The organism is Microcoleus sp. CAWBG27 (genome assembly GCF_020883145.1).
GTDB lineage: Bacteria > Cyanobacteriota > Cyanobacteriia > Cyanobacteriales > Microcoleaceae > Microcoleus.
In genome coordinates, this window is sequence record NZ_JAHREU010000006.1 from 152,399 (window position 1) to 172,465 (window position 20,067).

General features: G+C 42.1%; 20 protein-coding genes and 1 tRNA gene. 14 read left to right on the plus strand and 7 right to left on the minus strand.

Annotation, left to right across the window (positions count from 1 at the left end):
• The first annotated feature begins 62 nt into the window (after nucleotides 1–62).
• The 5 genes from QZ938_RS05915 (at nucleotide 63) to QZ938_RS05935 (ending at nucleotide 4,862) form a co-directional block, all read left to right on the plus strand.
• Nucleotides 63–734, plus strand: a complete 672-nt coding sequence (locus tag QZ938_RS05915; protein ID WP_293193485.1) for a VWA domain-containing protein — start codon at nucleotides 63–65, stop codon at nucleotides 732–734.
• 156 nt (nucleotides 735–890) lie between these two features.
• Nucleotides 891–2,675, plus strand: a complete 1,785-nt coding sequence (locus QZ938_RS05920) for a protein phosphatase 2C domain-containing protein (protein ID WP_293363140.1) — start codon at nucleotides 891–893, stop codon at nucleotides 2,673–2,675.
• Nucleotides 2,676–2,678: 3 nt separating this feature from the next.
• A complete protein-coding gene (locus QZ938_RS05925) occupies nucleotides 2,679–3,680 on the plus strand; it encodes a protein kinase (protein WP_293347358.1) in 1,002 nt (333 codons plus the stop codon).
• Nucleotides 3,681–3,693: 13 nt separating this feature from the next.
• The gene (locus tag QZ938_RS05930; RefSeq protein WP_293347355.1) at nucleotides 3,694–4,272 is read left to right on the plus strand and encodes a hypothetical protein; all 579 of its coding nucleotides are present in this window, start codon (nucleotides 3,694–3,696) and stop codon (nucleotides 4,270–4,272) included.
• 179 nt (nucleotides 4,273–4,451) lie between these two features.
• Nucleotides 4,452–4,862 (plus strand): Npun_F0494 family protein, encoded by a 411-nt coding sequence (locus QZ938_RS05935; RefSeq protein ID WP_293157717.1) that lies wholly within the window; start codon nucleotides 4,452–4,454, stop codon nucleotides 4,860–4,862.
• A 108-nt stretch (nucleotides 4,863–4,970) separates the two neighbouring features.
• Here QZ938_RS05935 and QZ938_RS05940 read toward each other — a convergent pair whose 3' ends face one another.
• Nucleotides 4,971–5,498 (minus strand): DUF937 domain-containing protein, encoded by a 528-nt coding sequence (locus tag QZ938_RS05940; protein ID WP_293157714.1) that lies wholly within the window; start codon nucleotides 5,496–5,498, stop codon nucleotides 4,971–4,973.
• A gap of 417 nt (nucleotides 5,499–5,915) precedes the next feature.
• On the opposite strand from QZ938_RS05940, the gene QZ938_RS05945 reads away from it, so the two are divergent.
• Together QZ938_RS05945 and QZ938_RS05950 are read left to right on the plus strand one after the other, a co-directional pair.
• Nucleotides 5,916–6,101, plus strand: coding sequence for a hypothetical protein (locus QZ938_RS05945; protein WP_293157711.1), 186 nt, complete (start codon nucleotides 5,916–5,918; stop codon nucleotides 6,099–6,101).
• A gap of 22 nt (nucleotides 6,102–6,123) precedes the next feature.
• Nucleotides 6,124–7,755 carry a YcjF family protein gene (locus tag QZ938_RS05950; RefSeq protein ID WP_293157709.1) on the plus strand — a complete coding sequence of 544 codons (1,632 nt, stop codon included), beginning with the start codon at nucleotides 6,124–6,126 and terminating at the stop codon, nucleotides 7,753–7,755.
• A 429-nt stretch (nucleotides 7,756–8,184) separates the two neighbouring features.
• Here the strand turns inward: QZ938_RS05950 and QZ938_RS05955 are convergent, their stop codons facing one another.
• From QZ938_RS05955 to ndhL, 5 genes are all read right to left on the minus strand, one after another.
• A complete protein-coding gene (locus QZ938_RS05955; protein ID WP_293347352.1) occupies nucleotides 8,185–8,889 on the minus strand; it encodes a DUF6658 family protein in 705 nt (234 codons plus the stop codon).
• Nucleotides 8,890–9,500: 611 nt separating this feature from the next.
• The gene (trpA, locus tag QZ938_RS05960; RefSeq protein ID WP_293153118.1) at nucleotides 9,501–10,298 is read right to left on the minus strand and encodes a tryptophan synthase subunit alpha; all 798 of its coding nucleotides are present in this window, start codon (nucleotides 10,296–10,298) and stop codon (nucleotides 9,501–9,503) included.
• Entirely contained in the window at nucleotides 10,298–10,486 is a 189-nt protein-coding gene (locus tag QZ938_RS05965; protein WP_293347349.1) for a hypothetical protein, read from the minus strand. The genes trpA and QZ938_RS05965 overlap by 1 nt, the downstream gene beginning before the upstream one ends.
• 354 nt (nucleotides 10,487–10,840) lie before the next feature.
• Nucleotides 10,841–11,146: a DUF3007 family protein gene (locus tag QZ938_RS05970; protein ID WP_293153124.1), complete on the minus strand. Its 306-nt coding sequence runs from the start codon at nucleotides 11,144–11,146 to the stop codon at nucleotides 10,841–10,843.
• Entirely contained in the window at nucleotides 11,147–11,362 is a 216-nt protein-coding gene (ndhL, locus tag QZ938_RS05975; RefSeq protein WP_293153127.1) for an NAD(P)H-quinone oxidoreductase subunit L, read from the minus strand.
• Between the two features lie 199 nt (nucleotides 11,363–11,561).
• Here ndhL and QZ938_RS05980 point away from each other — a divergent pair.
• Nucleotides 11,562–11,646, plus strand: a tRNA-Leu gene (locus QZ938_RS05980).
• Nucleotides 11,647–11,753: 107 nt separating this feature from the next.
• Here QZ938_RS05980 and QZ938_RS05985 read toward each other — a convergent pair.
• Nucleotides 11,754–13,529, minus strand: a complete 1,776-nt coding sequence (locus QZ938_RS05985) for an ATP-binding protein (RefSeq protein WP_293347346.1) — start codon at nucleotides 13,527–13,529, stop codon at nucleotides 11,754–11,756.
• 729 nt (nucleotides 13,530–14,258) lie between these two features.
• On the opposite strand from QZ938_RS05985, the gene QZ938_RS05990 reads away from it, so the two are divergent.
• The 6 genes from QZ938_RS05990 to QZ938_RS06015 all read left to right on the plus strand — a co-directional run bounded on the left by QZ938_RS05990 (nucleotide 14,259) and on the right by QZ938_RS06015 (nucleotide 20,018).
• On the plus strand, nucleotides 14,259–15,182 hold the full coding sequence (locus tag QZ938_RS05990; RefSeq protein ID WP_293347342.1) for a radical SAM protein: 924 nt from the start codon (nucleotides 14,259–14,261) through the stop codon (nucleotides 15,180–15,182).
• Nucleotides 15,175–16,500: a photosystem II assembly protein gene (locus QZ938_RS05995; protein WP_293153136.1), complete on the plus strand. Its 1,326-nt coding sequence runs from the start codon at nucleotides 15,175–15,177 to the stop codon at nucleotides 16,498–16,500. The genes QZ938_RS05990 and QZ938_RS05995 overlap by 8 nt, the downstream gene beginning before the upstream one ends.
• Before the next feature lie 64 nt (nucleotides 16,501–16,564).
• Nucleotides 16,565–17,452, plus strand: a complete 888-nt coding sequence (locus QZ938_RS06000) for an urease accessory protein UreD (RefSeq protein WP_293347339.1) — start codon at nucleotides 16,565–16,567, stop codon at nucleotides 17,450–17,452.
• A 316-nt stretch (nucleotides 17,453–17,768) separates the two neighbouring features.
• Nucleotides 17,769–18,071, plus strand: a complete 303-nt coding sequence (gene ureA, locus QZ938_RS06005) for an urease subunit gamma (protein ID WP_293255018.1) — start codon at nucleotides 17,769–17,771, stop codon at nucleotides 18,069–18,071.
• A 36-nt stretch (nucleotides 18,072–18,107) separates the two neighbouring features.
• Nucleotides 18,108–18,419: an urease subunit beta gene (locus QZ938_RS06010; RefSeq protein ID WP_293153145.1), complete on the plus strand. Its 312-nt coding sequence runs from the start codon at nucleotides 18,108–18,110 to the stop codon at nucleotides 18,417–18,419.
• Between the two features lie 468 nt (nucleotides 18,420–18,887).
• A complete protein-coding gene (locus QZ938_RS06015) occupies nucleotides 18,888–20,018 on the plus strand; it encodes a glycosyltransferase family 61 protein (RefSeq protein ID WP_293153148.1) in 1,131 nt (376 codons plus the stop codon).
• The last annotated feature ends 49 nt before the right edge of the window (nucleotides 20,019–20,067 follow it).

Sequence of the window (20,067 nt, forward strand, 5' to 3'; positions counted from 1 at the left end):
AAATAATTTATTTCGCTCAGACAAAGTTCAAAATAAGTAAGTAAAACCAGAGGTAAAAGTTTATGGTTGATGGTCAAGGTGTTAAGTATGCAGTGGACTTGGTGATGTGTATTGACGGCACAGGTTCAATGGGTCATTTGATTGAAGAAGTGAAGTCCGCCGCTCTGAAGTTTTACGAGCAGCTAGAAGCTAAGATGAAAGAAAAGAGTAAAAAAATAGATCAACTGAGAGCTAGGGTAATTGTTTTTCGCGATTATTGGGCAGACCCAGCCGATAAGGTAATGCAATGTTCCGAGTTTTTTGACTTGAGAACGCAGTCCTCAGATTTTGCTAATTTTGTCTCACCAATAGAAGCTTATGGTGGCGGGGATGAACCAGAAAATGGTTTAGAAGCTGTTGGGTTAGCACTTAATTCCAAGTGGGAAAAAGGAGACTTTAGCAGGCAACGATATGTGGTAATTGTTTACACCGATGCTAGCGCTCATAGTTTAGACAAAACTTCAAAACCTAGCCATTATCCAAATAATATACCAAAAACATTTGATGACTTGACCGATTACTGGCACGAAATACCAAAATCAGCCAAGCGTTTATTACTTTTTGCACCTGATGCTGAGCCTTGGACAATTATGAGTAGCTGGGAAAATACGATTCATTATGTTTCGGAATCTGGTAAGGGATTAGAAGAAGTAGACATGGATCAAATTTTAGATGCGATCGCCAATAGCGTATAAGCAGGTTTGTTAATTAGACGTAGTGTGCGTCAGATTTTTAAGTTAATGGTTAAACCAATAGCTTGACTTTCTGACGCACCCTACACCTAAAACTAAATGTTTGACTTGAATTTTTAGACTAACCTAGAATATCAAATAAGGACTTAAGTTATGGCTATGACTAAATTGAATTTAGTAGTAAATCTAGAAGTTGCCGAAGCCAAAGGCGAAGATGCTAACTTAGCCGAAGATTTTTTAGAAACTTTTTTGATGGGCGTGTTTGACGGTTTAGGAGGTCGATCTGCTGGTTACGATGGTAAAACAGGGGGGCGCATTGCTTCAGAAATAGCATCTCAAATTAGCCAAACATTCTTCAAACAGTGGCATGGTAAAATAACCCCTGAACATACCCTTCAACTGCAACAGCAAATTTGCCAATCATTAAAAAGTAAAGCCGATATTCATATGCCGAGAACTTCATCTCGGCTAAAAGGTTCTTTAGTGGAACATAAACTATGTACGACGATCGCCCTGGCTAGCATTCTCAAGCAACAGGGACAAGAAAAAATTTTTGAAGCTGACTTAGCTTGGATGGGAGATTCGCGAATTTATTTTCTTAGCCCAACTAAAGGTTTACAACAATTAACGAAAGATGATCTAGTCACTCCCAAAGATGCGTTAGAAATGCTGAGACAAGATCCACCCATGTCTCAATATTTAACCGCTGATATAAATCCGAGATGGCAAATTCATTTTCAGCATTATAGAATCGAAGAAAGTGGCTGTTTTTTAGCTTGTACTGACGGCTGTTTCCAGTATTTTTCTGCCCCTTGGGAATTTGAAAGATTGTTACTCGACACTTGCGATCAGTCAAAAGGGGATACAAAGGATACAAATAATTGGCAAGAATTAATCTATCAGAGATACACAGAGATCAAGCAAGATGATGTTTCTTTAATTTTATATCCAGTTGGTTTTCATACTGTCAAGTCTTTGAGGAATGCTTATAAACAACGTTGGGAATATTTTCAAAAAGTTTTTTTTACTCCTACTGCTAATACTCGCTATGATGAATTACAAAGCTTGTGGGAAAAATATCGAATTGATTATGAATATTATTTCCAATTTATTCAATATATTGAGCCATCAGCTAATTTGAAACCGTCATTTTCAGAAGATAAATCCTCCGTAGCCATTTCAACAACCTCAAATTTGAGTACAACTGACCCATTCCAAGAAATTACTGAGTCATCTAGACAGAGAGCAGCAGCTAAGGCTGAAGAAATTCAAAGTTTGTTGGATCGGGCTAAATCTTGTTTTTGTGATGAAAATAATCAGTTAAAAGAAGCTGAAGAGTTATGCAATCAGATTTTAAAGATTGACGATAATCACAGTGAATGTCAATACATTTTAGGGTTGATTTATACTAAATTAGCTTTATTCCAAACAAATAATTCTCAAGAATTGTTTTACTTTGATAAAGCCATATTATTTTTTAAAGAAGTTAGAAAAAGCCGAGGAGAAAAATTTATAGAATCTTTACAATCTCTAGGGCGTATCTACTATAATTTATATCAATGGGATAATGCAGTTGACTCTTATCAACAATCTTTTAGATGTGTGGATGCGGAAAAAATCGACGATTGGGAAGAACACTTAGAAATGTTCGTTACATCTCTAAGGTTAATAGTTAATAAAGACGACGCAGCTAATTTAGCAATTCAGTTTTGTCAGCATCTAGCTAGCAATTTACCCTCCCACAAAAAAGCTTATCCTTATTATTTTATGGCGGTTTTACAAGAAATTACAGGACAATTAAGCGCAGCATGGAATAGTATTCAAACAGCAATCGATATCTATGATACGTCATACTATTCTGGAGTTAAGTGTAAAAGCGAACCAAGAGCGCGAAAAAAATATCAAGACATTCACAATAGATACTATGGCAGGAGATATTTATAACCTATGTCTTACAAAAAAGGTGATGTTATTGCTGGAAAATATTTAGTAACCCGTGAATTTGATAGCGCCAACGGTGGTCAATGTCAATGGGGTTTTGCGGTGTGCGATGGAAACGAATACTTTGTCAAAAAATTCCTCAGTCCAGTTTATCCAGGCGAAAATGCACCTGGGAGCGAAAAAGGGAAACAAAAACGGCGCGATCAGTGTGAGAAATTTGCTATAAAACAACTAGCAATTCAAAATGCACTATCGGCTTGTGGTGCAGGGGGTTCAGTCGTAGTCATGGTGGACTTTTTTAAATATGGCGATGACTATGGCGAACATTTCTTCAAAGTCTGTCAAAAAGTCGATACTAGCTCTTTATCAAATGAAATACATAAACTAGAGACAAAAAAACGTTTATTTGTGATGCTAACCGCAGCAGGGGCGCTGAAAATATTGCACTCAAATGGTATTGTTCATCTTGATCTGAAACCTGACAATGTGTTGATTAAAGAATGGGAAGGAAGACAAGTAGCCAAAATTATTGATTTTGATAGCAGTATTCTTGAAGGAGAATCAATTGCGGCGGAATTTTTAGTAGGCGATCCGGTATATTATTCCCCTGAATTTGCTAAACATATTGCCACAGGTGGAGAAACGCCAGCACCCACTAAAAAATCTGATATTTTTTCTCTAGGTTTGATTTTCTGTCAATACTGGACAGGTAGTCGTCCGATTTTATCAGGAAGCTATACTTATGCTCACGAAGCTGTTTTGGATGGAATAAAACTTGAATTGCCGTCTATTACAACTAAAACTAAATTACGCGGAACTATGATTAACAACGAAAATCCCCTCGATGCAGAAGTCGGTAAACTAATAAAAGAGATGTTAGGTTTAAGCTCTAAAGAAAGACCTGATATCAATCAAGTCCATCAACAAATCAAAAAGCTTTATAATAATGGTGTTCCACCGAAGGATGGCAATAACAAGCTAAGCATCAATATGAAACGGAAATTATAGATTTTTTGAAACTATGAAAAAAAACTACCGTTGTAAAAGTTGTGGGCATCAAGTTGTTTCACTGATGAAGCCTTCTGAGTGCGAGGTTTGTACAGGTCGAGAATGGACAATATTAGCTACGAGTAAACCGATTAATTCAGGAGATGAACCTATGGCGATTGATAAAGATATATTCTCTTCGTTTAAGTTCCGCTCAACGATCGAGGGTTACTGCCAAACTATTGGCTGGAATATTTCTAGTATTGACAATAGAATAGCGACAATTAAGTTTAATATGGACTCTGGTAGCACGCAAACTTTATTCATTGTCAAGTACGATTCGACCTTGGAGTTTTCTTGCCCGAGTGGTTTAAAGTTCGACGATGAAGATGATATACCCCATCGTTTATCTACGTTACTTCTCACGCAAAATGCTACTTATAAACTGGGATTTTGGGGGATAGAAACTATCGGTGGCAAACAAACTTTTTCAATCATTCACAACGCGGAGATGAGTTTAATAGATGTCACTTATTTTGGCAGGGTAGTCACTAAGTTAGTAGAAGAATGTGATAAATTTGAACAGACCATAGAAGAATTAATCAACAGCTAATAGTTAGAAGACCTAGGAATTGCTTTTTGGGATTTGGGAGTTTTGGGGATGGGTGATCGCCCATCCCCAAAACTCCCATAACTTCAACCGCTCAGTTGTGGGTAGATTTTTCAGGACTCTACTTTGCTGACTCTAAATAGGTAATCATAAAAATATACTACCTATTCTGAGCCAAATCAATGACTTTTATCCCATCGGAAGCGTTTAAATCTATTAGTTATCCCAGCCGCACTGTCAAAAGAGCCGATCGCGCGATCCGGTGTGCTCCTTTTCAATTACACTTCTTCCAGACCATCCGCGATAACAGTGTTTTCCTAAGCGCGATCGCCTCAAATGCAGGTGTCGAAAGCGGCTACACCCGATCGCCCGTAGCCGAACTAACAGCCGAAAACTCTCTGCTGTGGCTGATTCAAGTCGGCGTGTTGCGGCGCGAAGTAGATGGACAAGGGATTACCGATAGTTTTCGCCTCACGCCGCTGGGCCGCCAACTCGTGGAAAAATGGGAACAGCAAGGAAATAGTTTGCCAACTGCTTCATTGTGCGATCGCCTGGGAAATACAGTTAGCCGAGGGTTCGGACTATTTTCATAAGAGCGTTAAGGCGGTAAGGTGCGCGCCGCGCACCTGCATAATTAGATTTTGATGAGGACTGAAGTCCTCACTACAAACCTCAATTTCTCTCCCAGAATTTTCAGGCAATTAGCCCTGATTCAAAAAGCGGCTAGCCATCGACATGGCGTCAGTAATATCTACGTCGCCGTCTCCATCTCCATCTAAAAACGCATTCAAAACGGGATTTGCGCCCTGGGTTGGATTTTGGGCGTTGCCGCCGCTTTGCAGCAAATTGAGTACCAAGGGCAGTAAAACAGGGATCATCCCTTGCACTGTCTCGTTATTCAAGCCGGTTCTTTGGGCGATATCGGTCACTATTTGCGTCAGTTGGCCGCCTCCAAACAAACTCTGTACCGCTTGTGCATTGGGGTTTGTGCCGCTAAATTGGTTGACAACTTCTTGAGCTTGTGCGTCTCCAGATTGCGATCGCACGTCTTGCAATGCCGATCGCACGTATCCACCCAAAACCGACATCGCTAGCTGAGTCGTACCCGCATCGACGCCGTGGTTGCCGCTCAACTGCTCTACCGCACCCAGAATGTTGCCCAACTGATTGGGACTTGCTTGTTGGTTGGGATTGTCGATCGCGCTCAAAATTTGGTCAAAGAGTCCCATAAATTTCGCTCCGTACAGTGGTTGCTCAACTTTGAATTATAGCAAAGCCTGTTTTTCAAGATTACCGAAAATAGTTTTGAATTGGGTATTTTCACTCATCATACTATTTTTTTTTTATTAGGACGCTCGTTCTTATCCTGCACGAGCAACTTAGTTTATCGTTTCCGTTATCGGATATTTTAGGATGCACTTATTAGATTGAAAAATTGGGAATGACTGATTCCGTAAGGATTTGGAAAACTGGCAAATCAGTTGCATTCTTTTTGGCAACTGGTATGACGTGAAGAAACCGTGTTTCTAGGTACTTAAGATATATTTGTTTAAAAAACTATATAGTTCAACTCGCGATCGAATAAATAGGTAGGTAGGTATCAGTAAACCGACAAAGGCGTTCGGGCGGGTGAGTGGAACAATAAATTGTCTGCTAAGCTACAATTGCAGCCTCGGGCGCGATCGCCATGTTTTAGTTGCATCCGCTGGCACTCAAACCCACACTGCATCGAACCCGAAGGACAAGCCGAATCGGAATTTACGCGCGCAGCAGTACGATCGGGCGCTTCAACAGTTCCGAGTTCTGATGAAAATGTAAAAATCAAAACATAACCCTTTTACTTGCCCCTGCCCCATGCCTTTGCCGCGCCTGCTAACATTAATTGCCGCTTTCTGCCTCACCCTGGGGTTGATTATTGGGCTGGTGAGTTCCTTAACTGGGCTTTACAGTCAAGTTGCGTTGTCTGCTTCTCCGCTACTGGCTAATTTGCTAATTTTCCTGATCCTTGTACTTTTAGCAACGCTAATTTTTGCGCTGTTTTATTATTTGAGGCTGCTGCAACGTCCGGGAAAAGTTAAGGGAAAACGGGCGATCGATCCGAAGATTCCTGTTGTCAAAAGCGAAGCTGCTTCGGAAAATCTCAAAGCAATCAGACAGCAAGTCGATCGCATTCAAGACGAAGTAGCACGGCAAGCTTTGCTGTTGAGAGCCCGCGAAATAGAAGCTAGCATGGCCCGCGGCAATGTTCGGATCGTTGTTTTTGGTACCGGTTCTGCGGGCAAAACTTCGGCTGTAAATGCCCTGGTGGGGCGGATGGCCGGACAGGTGGGGGCGCCAATGGGAACTACCGAAGTTGGAGAAACTTATACTCTGAAATTGAAAGGAGTCGATCGAGAATTAGCAATTACTGATACCCCAGGCATCTTGGAAGCGGGAGTAGCGGGGACTTACAGAGAGGAATTGGCGCGGCAGTTGGCGGCCCGGGCTGATTTGATCTTATTTGTGTTGGACGGCGATTTACGCAAATCTGAGTATGAACCGCTGCGGACTTTGGCCCAAATTGGCAAAAGGTCGATCGTGGTTTTTAATAAAGTAGACCTTTATCCCGACAACGACAGAGACGAAATTCTCGATCGACTGCGACAGCGAGTTAAAGGTTTAGTATCAGCAATGGATGTAGTTGCCATTAGCGCCAACCCGCAAAAAGTTGTACTAGAAAGCGGGACAATATTTCAGCCAGACCCCGATATGATGCCATTAATTCGGCGAATCGCAGCAATTTTGCGAGCCGAAGGCGAAGACTTAATTGCGGACAACATTTTGCTACAATCTCAGCATTTGGGAGACCAAGCACGCAAGTTAATTGACGCTCAAAGACGGCGCGCTGCTGATAAAGTAGTAGAGCGCTTTCAGTGGATCGGAGCCGGAGTAATTGCCGTTACGCCTTTGCCAGTTGTAGATTTGTTAGCGACAGCAGCAGTTAACGCTCAAATGGTAGTAGAAATTGCCAAGATTTACGGCTGCGAATTAAATATCGATCGCGCCAAAGAATTAGCTTTATCTCTCGCCAAAACCCTAGCCAGCTTAGGAATAGTTGAAGGCGTAATTCAAGTAGTCTCAAGGGCGTTGCAGTTAAGTGTAGCCGGATTTGTACTTGGCAAAGCAATTCAAGCAGTCAGCGCCGCTTATTTAACCAGAATTGCCGGGAAAAGTTTTATTGAATATTTCCGACACGACCAAGATTGGGGTGACGGCGGCATCGCCGAAGTCGTGCAAAGGCAGTTTCAGTTAAATCGGAAAGACGAATTTGTCAAAGCTTTTGTCAAAGACGCGATCGCCCGCGTTGTCGAACCTCTAAACATCTACCAGCAAGAAGAATCGGAACCAGAATTAGAAATGTCAGCAGAATTGGAACCCGAACCCTTGTATCAGCACCCAGGCGACGATTGGGAAACCCACAGCAACAAGCGAAACGATGAATGGTAATTAGTCAGTTGACAGTTGACAATTGACAGTTGTCAGTTGTCAATTGTTATTAGTTATTAGTTATTAGTTATTAGTTAACAGTTAACAGTCAACAGTATATGTAAGGTGTGGATCCATCGACAATCTCTAAAAAAGAGTGAAAATCTAATAGCGACGCACCTTATATCAAATCCGCCCTTCATCGTCCTGTATTAATCTCTCTCTTCTCTTCCTTTGCGTCCTTTGCGCCTTCGCGGTTAAATCATTCTGATGCAACCGGAAACGATATTACACATTGGGTCAACGAAACAAACCCAACAATTTTATTGTAGCAACATTTTTTCTAAATGGTATTATTATGGTCATTCTTTACGCATATGTGAAGTCAGACAGGAGTTTTAGCCCCTGTCTGACTGCTGCTTTGATATACGGAAACAGCTTTATTTCAAATTACTCGATCGCGTCTACCGCTCTTTCAGCAGCTCGTTGAGTTCTGTCAATATCTCGATTTACTTTTGCGCGAACCTTGTCCGAGGCATCTTCAGCGTTGTATTTTACATTTCGCGCTGCATCTTTGACATTTTCTTTGCCTTCGCTGACATTATATCTCAGCGACTCAGTACCCTCAGCAGCTCTTTCTTTTGCTCCCTCGGTGGCTTCTTTAACAATCCCTTTTGCTCCCTTCAAGCCTTCGCGAGTATTTTCCTTAAGATTAGCAAAGCCTTGTTTTGTTTTGTCACCAAACTCATCAGCTTTCTGCTGAGCGGTGCGAACATTGTCATTCATCTTCTCGCCGATTTGGTCGAGTTTGTTCGGCGCATCATCTGCTACCCGCCGCACATTTTCGCCCACATTGCTACTAGATTTGGTTTCGATGCGGCGCTGGGCTTCATCCTTAAGAAGTTTAGCTTTTGCTTCTACTCCTACAACCCTTGGGTTTCTGGGATCGTCATCGCTGTATTGATTCTGACCGCCTTTGTATACGGAAGTTACAGCCTCTGAAGGCACTTCTTTTCTAATTTGGTCGGCAGTTTTTCCGGCTATGACATCAGATCCCTTGCAGGCAGTGCTCACAAATACTAAAATGCCGGCGAGAAACACTGTTAAAATTTGTACAGCTCGAATTTTTTTCAGAAATGCAGTTAGTCTGTTCATAAAAATGCTCCTTTCTATGGTGACTTATTTTTGGGAATATGTTTAAATGCCTGGTGGTTCTATAGGTGGCTACCATTACAAACATTAAGCACTCAAACACTTGTTTAAATATACGAAGACAAACAGAAGTTTTTCATCTATCTGAAGTTACATTCCTTAAGTCATACTAGAAGCTATAACAAAAGCTTTTGTTATAGTCGCGAGAGTAGGAATGAGAGTAGCTAAATGATAGTAAAAAGCCTTTTTTACTAGAAAGAATTGGTTGAAAGCCTCTCTCTTTGAGGGAGAAATTAAAATCAGACTATTCATTACTCCAATCCTCTGACTTAAGGGTAGAGGTCGCTCTCAAACTGTCCCAGGTCAACTGTCCCAGGTCAACTGTTGAAGAGTGCTATCACCGCTTGCGAGTCATGTATACATATAGCGGCGATCGGGACAGGACTACTGTAGTTGAACTGTTTTGCGCTTTGGGAGCTAAAAAAACCTTCCGGTCAGGAACCAGAAGGAAATGGGTGTACGATCTCAAGTACAACAAGGTCTTTAATGGCAATTGTCGCCGCACGTGCCGATCGCCCACATCTGTCTAATGGCGGAAAGTATCTGCACAGTTACTAATCATTTTGAATAGCTGTTTTTAGACTCTTGCAGAATTCGCCGATCGCCTCTAAACCCTCTTCTGGAGTTCCTTGGGCCAAGCGTTTGACAAAAGCACTACCAACAATCGCAGCATCTGCACCCCATTCTTTGACTTGACGGGCGTGTTCGGGTTTCGAGATACCAAAGCCGACGCCGATGGGTTTGTCGGTGATGCTGCGGATTTCTTGCAGCAACTCTTTTGCTCGCGTATCTAAGCCTTCCCGCACTCCTGTCACCCCCATCACGCTGACTAAGTAAATAAATCCTTGAGACGCGCGAGCGATCGCTTCTATCCGACTTTTGGGACTTGTGGGAGCAACTAATAAGGTGAGTTCAATCCCTAATTTGTTGGCAGGTTGGATGAGGCTGTCAGCTTCTTCTAAGGGCAAGTCTGGTACAAGCAATCCCTGAACTCCAGCACTTTTGATTTCCTGCAAGAAGGTTTCGATACCTCGGTACAAAATCGGGTTGTAGTATGCGAAGAGAATGATGGGCGATCGCAAATTCGGACTAACTCTCGCTACCATTTCCAGCACCGAATCTAACCGCGTCCCCCGCTGTAGCGCCCTCGTAGCAGCAGCTTGAATCACCGGCCCGTCAGCTAGGGGATCGGAATAAGGTACGCCAAGCTCGATCGCATCTGCACCGTTATCATCCAAAACTTGTAGCGCTTTAGCCGTTGTCTCCAAATCTGGATCGCCAGCAGTAATAAAAGGAATTAATCCACACTGGTTGCTTTTTCGCAACGTTTCAAAACAATGAGAAATAGTCATTAGGCAGTTGGCAGTTGGTTGTTGGCAGTTGGTTGTTGGCAGTTGATTCTTCGCAGTTGATTCTTCGCAGTTGATTCTTGGTAGTTGGTTGTTGGCAGTTGATTCTTCGCAGTTGATTCTTCGCAGTTGATTCTTCGCAGTTGATTCTTGGCAGTTGGTTGTTGGCAGTTGGTATTAGCTAATAACAACTAATATCATGTCCGATTGATTAACCATAATATCCCGGTCGGGGCAGGTTTTTGAGATTGTCAATTATTGGCTGGTATTGTTGGCTCACGGGCCCCTACAAAAATCGAGGTCGCTCGACCGGACATGATATGACAACTAACAACTAACAACTAACAACTAATCACTAACCACTGATACCAATTTAATATGAAGTTGCACATATCTCGATCCCCCTCGCATCCCCCGAATCGTTGCGGGGACTTTGATAGGAATCTTGTCCCCCCCTTATCAAGGGGGGTTAGGGGGGATCCGAATTTGGGAGCAGCCTTATAAAAAATTGGTATGACAACTGACAACTGACAACTAACCACAGACTAACTATCTTTTTCCTGCTCAATTTCGGCTTGAAGTTTGGCTAACTCTTCAGGAGTGAGTTCATCGAGGCGCTTCTGCAAAACAGCCTCTTTGTACTCTTGCAGTTGCTGACTGTAAGTCATCTTTTGAGTAAGCGCTCGAAACAAATAAGTCACCAGCCAGCCAATCAAGCCAGCTATCAAAAATAACTGACTCCAAATCCCAGCATTCATGCTGTCGAGTCCGGCGAATTGTAGCACCAAGTAGGCCAACCCACCTGCTACAAAAAAGCCTAGACTGATTCCAATTACGTCAATACGTCGCATTTAGGCTTCTATCTGCCGCCGTTTGGGGCGAAAATTCAAAAAAGGAGCGAGGAGAAACATACCAGGGAAAAAGAAGAACATCAAGAAGTACATGAAGCCACGCTCAAAAGAGGAGGCCACGTACCAGCGACTGTTCAGGTAAGCGTAGGTGCCCGCGGGTACTACCAGGAGGTAAGCTCCTCCCAAGACGGCGTAAAGCAGCAAGGTAATATACATAGATTTGCTTTAAGGGAATAATAACAGGGTAAGTCGGTTGACACGCTCAGCTAGCTGGTTAACTATTGTACCGCTTGGGGAGATACAGCGCGACTTTTGAGAATTTTTCAATTAGGGGTTGCGCTATTTAGGGTTTTGCGTGTAGAATAAAAGGCTGTTGTTGTCAGTGGGTCAAAACCACAGCAGCAGCTTCACGAAAGGGGGTGTGGCGGAATGGTAGACGCTACGGACTTAAAATCCGTTGACCCGAAACGGTCGTGTGGGTTCAAGTCCCTCCACCCCCATTAAATTTAAGTTGAGAAAGCGCGATCGAACCCTCCGGAGCGAACGAGTGCTGTCCCCGCGATCGAGCCTTCGGGAGCAAACAAACACGACGGCGCCACGTGCAATATTAGGCTGCAACTGGCAAAGTAATCACAAATTCCGTACCATCTCCAATTTGAGAATTCATCTCAATTTTGCCTTGATGCTTGGCAACGATTTGATAGGAAATAGCCAATCCCAATCCAGTGCCTTTGCCGATCGACTTTGTAGTAAAAAACGGGTCAAATATCTGTTGGGCAGTGGCTGCGGTAATTCCCGGCCCATTATCCCGAATCTTGACAGTGATAGCATTATCTGCCGTAACTTCCGTGCAGATCCAAATCGTTGGTGAAAACGCTCTGTCTGCCTTTTTTAGCTCCTCCAGCGCATCAATTGCATTGCCGAGTACGTTCATAAATACTTGATTCAGTTGCGCTCCATAGCACTCAACCGGAGGCAAATTAGCGTATTCTTTAATAACTTCGATACCTTGTTTGAGTCGGTGATTGAGAATTATCAGGGTGCTGTCTATTCCTTCGTGAATGTCCGCAGGTTTCATGTAACCGTCGTCTAAACGGGAAAAGTTACGCATGGATACGACAATTTCGCGAATGCGATCGGCTCCCATTTTCATCGAAGCAAGCGTTTTTGGCAAATCTTTGCTGAGAAAGTCCAATTCAATGTCTTCGATGCAGTCTTTAATTTCATCCGGTGGGTTGGGATAGTATGCTTGATAGAGAGTTACCAAGTCTGCCAAATCTTGGATGTATCTATTAGCATGGTCAATGTTACCACCGATGAAGTTGACGGGATTGTTGATTTCGTGGGCGATCCCTGCCACCATTTGACCGAGAGACGACATTTTTTCAGTCTGAATTAATTGGGATTGAGTTTCTTTTAGTTCTTGTGTATAATCGCTAACTCGCTGAATCAATTCATTGAAAGAAGCCGCTAAAACTCCGATTTCGTCTTCAGTTGTGACTGGTACTTGCAGGTTAAAATTAGATTCGCGGGCTACTTGCTGGGCTACGTTAGTCACGCTTTCGAGGGGTTGGGCAATGGCGCGGCTCGTTTTGTCCGCCAGTAACACGGCGAGGAGTCCGGAAATTAGCATACTCCCGAGAATAATTCGGTTTCGCAAACTTTCAGCTTCTTCTAATGCTTCTACCCCTTGCAGTTTTTGAATTTCTACGGTAGCAATTAATTGGGTTAAATGGTCGGAAAGTGTATCTAGTACGATCGCCTCTTCGCCGCTGCGATTTCTCAACAATTGTAGCTGTGCCGACTCGATGCGGTTAGCTTCCAAATGCCACACTTCGGCTTCTTTTAATTGCAGTTTAGTTAGCCGATCGTAATAATCGATCACCATCGCATACCTTGGCAATATTGACTGCAAATCTTTCTCTTGTCTTGCTAGCCAGTCGGGATTTTTGAGCGCAAAAAATTGTATTTCCGCAATCAGGATTTTCGCCTGATTGATTTGCTGGACAAACCGATCGTGTTCGTATTGCAGCCACACCGTGTTTCCCAAAACTGCCGGGAATCTCGCTGCGTGCGATCGGGCTTCAAATATGCTATTTTGCAAATTTTGCAACAGTTGCTGTTGTTGTTGAGCAACATTTACCTGAATTAAAGCTTGCTTGCGAAAGTAGTCTCCCACTTTCAGGCCCGCACCCGTTCCCAAAATCGCTATGCCGATAGCCAAAGCATAGCCATAGCTGATTTTTTGGCCGATCCGCAAATGGTTGAATCGTTCCCTTAGCCAGTTTAAATTAATAAATCTATGGTGTAACAATTTTTTCTGAGCAGAGTTTGCTGGCTCTACTTTGCTATCTTGGGGCTGAGTGTCGGTCAATAATAACATCGAAAGTTCCTCCCAAACAAATCAGGAGTAGTTGACATCCTGCACAATTTTTTGCAATATCGAGAAACAGCATAAACCTGTATTTCTCAGTTAATCAGTAGATTTGTTGAAAAATTATAATACTTCGTATTCTACTCCCTAAAAAAACGATAGGGAGATACGATAATTTTTCGGATTTTTAACTTTTTCGTTTTCTAGGCTGACAGTTAGTTGAGTACAAAATGTCAAACTAATCTTTCTATTGAATTTGCCAGATCAATTGCTATTTGAGCTGCCAGCCGACGCGATTTACCCCATAACGCCTTAATTATCTCTGTTCTTAGACAAAAGTGTTTGTGATCTGTATCAACAATTTATGTGATTATACGCAACTTTACAAAAATCATAAAAAAAGCTACAGTATTTTCACTTACTTAGTTAAGGATACAAGCTCTAACTACGGGTTCTTCCGGTTTTTTTTGCCAGTTCTAGGTGGGATTTCAGCAATTTTGCGAAAATATCGTCGCTGTCAGTAAATCCATAAGCTTGCATCACATTGGCGATCGACCTTAAAATACAGTTTATAAAGTTAGCTAGTTGTTTCTTCAAAAAACTTATTATAAAATTGAGTAATTCCCCACTGTTTTGGCAACTTTTTTTACTTCGGTACTATAAAATAGTAAAATCGAAACACCATCGCATTTCTCATCCCTAAACATTTTCTCTTTTAATCGTGGAGCACGTGTAATCATGGTAAAGTCTCAGTATGAGGGATATTCCGTCGGCAAAAAACACACTTTCGCACTCAGGGAAAACTTCGGGAATGCCAAAGTGTATGCACAAAATGCACAATCAGTGCTTAACAAAGCTACTGGATTTATCAGTGCTTACGATTTCACGCTAAATCCTTATCGGGGCTGTCAGTACGGATGCAGCTATTGTTATGCTGCTGCTTTCAGCCCGAATTCACAGATGCGAGATGATTGGGGAAATTGGGTAATTATCAAGCAAAATGCAGTGGCAATTATTAAGAAAGAGTTAGAACGTTGGCACAAGAAAAACCCCGATCGCCCACCGACAATTTACATGAGTAGTGTCACAGATCCGTATCAGCCAATTGAATCGAAAGAACAACTAACTCGGCATTTGTTAGAAGTCATGGTTCCCTATCAGCCGACGCTGGTTATCCAAACTCGCAGTCCTATGATAACTAGAGATATCGATATTTTACAGCAATTCCAGCGATTGCGAATCAACATGAGCATTCCAACTGGTAGCGAAAAAGTGCGGAAAGATTTTGAACCAAAATCGCCGAGTATTACTGCAAGACTTAAAGCTATTGCCAAACTGAAATACAGCTTTCCTTATCAAGAAAATTGCGAAGTCAGATTTTCTATAACTGTGACCCCACTACTACCTACCCTACCAGAAGATGAAGGTAATTTTATTAGCAAGCTAGAAGTTGTCGATCGGGTAGTGATTCAAGATTTTCATGCCAGCAACGAGCGATCGCTAATTGCGTCAACGCGCTCAGAAGCATTAGCTCTTAAACAAAAGTACGCTTGGTGGTACAATAGCGAACAGCAGAGTTATCGCAAGTTTAAAAATAAACTCAAGGCGATGCTCCCGGATGTTGAAATCATGGAAGGCAAAGAGGGATTTGGCTATGAATAATTTGGTAGCTAACTGGTGGCGTTCTCAAAAGTTTAACCAAGCCGTTAAGAGTCAAAATAATCGACTTGCCCAAAAACTGTTAAAAGAAATACAAAATTCAGGGGCAAAATTATCGTGGCAGGAGAAACTATATAAAGAATGGCTACAGCTTGAAAAATTACTGCAACAAAAAAATAACCGCCTCCAAGAAGGCGATCGGCGTTTAGCAGAGTTAGAAATGGAACTGGGGTTCGGAAAAATTGATGCCTTTCCCGGAGATATTGATGACTTAAGCTTATTGACTCCGGATACACAATTTATTGAAGTTATTTCACAAAGTTTCAAGCTTAAAGAATGCGATGCCAGCATGATTCAATGCACAGGGATTTATGAAAAAGTATTTGATAAGTTTGAACAACATTTGGCTGGTTTCATCAAAAATGAGCTGAATAATTTGAGTCGGAAAAAAACAAATTTTGATTCTTTACTTCAACAAGCTATTGACGATATACAAAAACTCAAAGAAGGACAAGATCCTCAATACAGTTTTGAGCTAAGTCCTCACATCTATTTAATGAGGTATTTCCTAGATAACGTCTATTGTGCATATCTAGCTTGGTTTCTCATTTACAAAGCAGGATTATTACCAACTAAAGTCAATATCCTTGATATTGCCGCAGGGCCGGGGACAGTTGCCTACGGATTAGGTTTGTTCCTGCAAACTATTAACGACTTTTGTTTAATACCGCCAATGCACATATCCTATTACTCTTTGGAACAGCAAAAAGCTTTTCAATATCGCGGACTCCAATTTTGGCGGCAATATATGGAACCCCACGCGATCAATGCTTACTTTCGGTTTGACACTTCTAGTATCTTTGATGGTGAAAGTCAATCTAGAAAAATTCCTCAAAACTTTTTTGATTTTATTGTAATTTCTCACTGTTTTTTTAACGATGAGGATAGAAGAGAAAAATCCCATCGAATTTATAAGGATATATTTACGAACTGCCTGACAGATTCTGGTTATGTTTTGCTAATTATTCAAGAAAAAAAGTTGATTAAACCTTACAATATTCGTCAAATTGATGATGACGGACAGGAGTTAAGCGTAGTAAAACAATTTGTTGACGATCTGGGGTTGAACTTAGTTTGGTATAAATATTTAAGTGCAACTGATAGCAGGAAATCCCTTCCTAACTTTGCAAAATTTGCTAGAGAAAGTTTACCTCTCCAGCAATTTATCAGTCCGCTTTTTCGCCAGCATTTTAAGTTACATTATGACTTAAATTATAAACTTGACGACTATGTGATATTGGCAAAAAATAATTTTAAATAAAGAAAACAAGTCTCACAAATCTTGACCAAATAAGTTTCAATTTTAATTTCAATTAGAAAAATCTGTGCTTCTAAATTCGACTAAAAAAACTACAAATAAAATTCAAAATGGTTGGCACGGCTGCCTCAATTTAGCCTACGCAAACCGCTCCGGCGCCACTCAAATTATTCACAATCAAATGCAAGCGCCCCTCAAGGTGCAGCGTCCGTTTTATCCTGAAGGGAAAGAGGTTTGTCACAGCGTAATTTTGCACACGGCTGGGGGAGTTGTCGGGGGCGATCGCCTTTCGCTCAATTTCCACCTCCAAGAAAACGCCAAAGCCTTAATCACCACCGCTGCGGCTGGTAAAATTTATCGCAGCAGCGGACAGTTAGCGCAACAAGATATTGACATTCAACTAGATACTGGCGCTCATTTGGAATGGCTTCCCCAGGAAACCATCGTTTTTGACGGCGCAATTTACCGACAAGATTTACGGGTAGAATTAGCACCGCAATCGAGTATTTTGCTCTGGGAAATTACGCGGTTCGGACGCAGTGCTAGGGGCGAAAAGTTCTTGTCTGGAGAATGGCGATCGCACACCGAAATCTGGCAAAAAAACAGCCCTCTGTGGATTGACAGACAATGGCTCAAAGGTGGGGGCGAAATGCTCGAAAGCGCTCACGGCTTAGCAGGAAAACCCGTAGTTGCTACCCTCGCTTGGATCGGCGAACCAGTCACAGCCCAGATGCTGGAAAAAGTGCGAGCTTTGCGGTGCGAAGATACAATTTATTCCGGATCTGTAGCCGTTAATTCTGCTGCCGGCGTTACTCGCATTCCCAACGGTTTGCTGTGCCGATATCGCGGTTCGTCCACCGCTGCCGCCAGAGACTGGTTTGTCGCCATTTGGCAATTGCTGCGCTTGTCTTTTTCAGGACGCCCTTGCTGTTTGCCCAGAGTTTGGATAAAATAGCATTCTCTTTTAGTTTTACCTACTTTCTGTTTCCGCTGCAACACATCAAATGCAATACCCGCCCCCAGCACCCGACAGACAAATTCTTGCGATTGACATTCGTCATGACAAATATAGCCGATTTAAGTCAGAAATATGCGATCGGCAAAAAGTCGTTTTCGGTTCTTTGCTAAAGTCCAAAAACAAAAGGATAAATCACCTTGACACAAACCAGATGTTAACACTATCTTGAGTCATGGGATGTAATTACCGATGATTTGCCACCGCTGATAGTTGAACTTGAATAAATAATGCGATCGCACTTAAAAGAATAAAAATGCAACTCACCCCCCAAGAAAAAGACAAACTGCTGATTTTCACCGCCGCCCTGCTAGCAGAGCGTCGCAAACAAAGAGGTTTAAAATTAAACTATCCAGAAGCCCTAGCCTACATTTCCGCAGCGATCTTAGAAGGAGCAAGAGATGGTCTCACCGTCGCCGATTTAATGAGTTACGGTACAACTCTCCTGACGCGGGAAGATGTGATGGAAGGCATACCGGAAATGGTGCATGAGGTGCAAGTTGAGGCGACTTTTCCCGACGGAACTAAGTTGGTGACAGTGCACGATCCAATTCGTTAAATAATATTTAAACCCACAGACTCGCAGGAGACAGATATGATTCCGGGAGAAATGATTGTTTCAGACGGTGAAATTGAGCTAAATGCCGATCGCCCAACAGTGCGGTTGCTGGTTGCAAATACGGGTGACAGGCCCATTCAAGTTGGTTCTCACTATCACTTTTACGAAGCGAACGAAGCCTTAGAATTTGAACGAGAACAAGCAAAAGGAATGCGGTTGGATATCCCCGCAGGTACAGCAGTGAGATTTGAGCCGGGAGATGAAAGAGAAATTCAATTAGTACCGTTTGTGGGTAGCCGTCAAGTCTACGGCTTTAATGGAAAAGTGAACGGTCATCTGGAAGGTTAAGTATGAAAGCAGAAAATCGTTTGCAAGTGTTGAATGTTGAATTGGGAATTTGTTAACTTAAAACTCATCCCAGTTAAAATAATGCAACTTTAACCTCGCAATCCCAACCAGGATCGCGCTCGGTCATCCTATGGAAAAGCTAAAATCAAAATGGTATCACTTACCAGAAAGAATTGGTTGAAAGCCTCTCCCCGATCGGGAGAAATTAAAATCAGACTATTCATTACTCCAATTCTCTTCCTTCTAGGTAGAGGTCGCTCTCCTTCGGTCAACTGTCAACTGCCAACTGTCAACTGTTGAACAGCACTACCCCTGGAGAGTGACAAAGCAATGTCAAAAAAATTCTCTGCATAAGTGTATAAATGCCTTTCTTTTGTTAGTGAAACCTCAGACTTTTGAGCGAGTTAAAATCGGCAGTTTGCGATCGATATTGGTATTCAAAACCGCAAACATACACAGCAAAAGCGCATGATGAATCCAAAATTAGTTGACCAGATCAAACAGATGTTGAAGCAGAGTTTGCTTGCAACGTCGAGGCGTATCTGGAGAACCCCGTTAGATCGGCGTACCAGCATCAAATTATTAGATAACAGCATCGTTTACAAACAGCAGCACGAACCTGTCAACATACCTGCATTAACTTCAGTAAATGGAGTACCTTCTCGGTTTTTTACCACAGAAAAAACCGTGTCTTTTGACCCGGATTATGTGTGGAAAATTTCCGTGAATAAACAAGTAGAGGCTCTAACTATTTGTACGTCTGGAAACACGCTGCTAAATCACAAATTGCTGTTAGACCTAGATTTTCGGATTAGCGGCGCGGGTATTCTGGAATGGCCTTATAAACCCCACCAAATTACGTATCCGCTGGTAGTTGCTCCTTGGTCGCATTTGTGGTGCAGTTATTACGATTATGTAATTTTTGTACTGGCAAAACTTTGTAGGATTGAGGAGGCTTTAGGTAAGGAAATTTGGCAAGAAGCCAAAATTTGTTATCCTTTGCGTTATACAGATTTTGAATTAGATTTTCTGACAAAACTCGGTATTCCTAAAAGCTCGCTAATCGACTCTCGGGCTGGAGATACAGCATATCATGCAGAAAGTTTAGTATTAGGAAACAATCAAGATTGGTATTTCCCCAGTCCTTACGATATAGAGCTTTTGCGGAATAAATTCTGTATTAAGGAAAATGTCAAGCCTTACAGAAAATTGTATCTTTCTAGAAGCGGGCGGCGCCAGGTTAAAAATGAGGCACAAGTACGAGAGGTGTTGAAAGAGTTTGATTTTGAAATTTTGGAAGATATCTCGCGCACTGTGGATGAACAAATTCGCCTGTTTGCAGAAGCAGCGGTGGTTGTTGGCCCTCACGGCGCTGGTTTTACAAATTTGTTGTGGTGTCAGCCTGGAACGAAAGTATTGGAATGCTTTTATGGCGGGTACACGCCGCCGTTTTTCTATTACATTTCCCAGATATTGGGATTAGAATACTCCCGTATGGTTGATAACAGCGACGATTCGGAAGATTGGAGTTTAATTAGCGTGGATATGACGGTGGATGTGGAGGTTTTGAGAAGGGAAGTCAAGAAAATGCTGGAATGAATTTACAAATCGACAAATGGGGCGATCGCACAAATATTGTAAATATTTG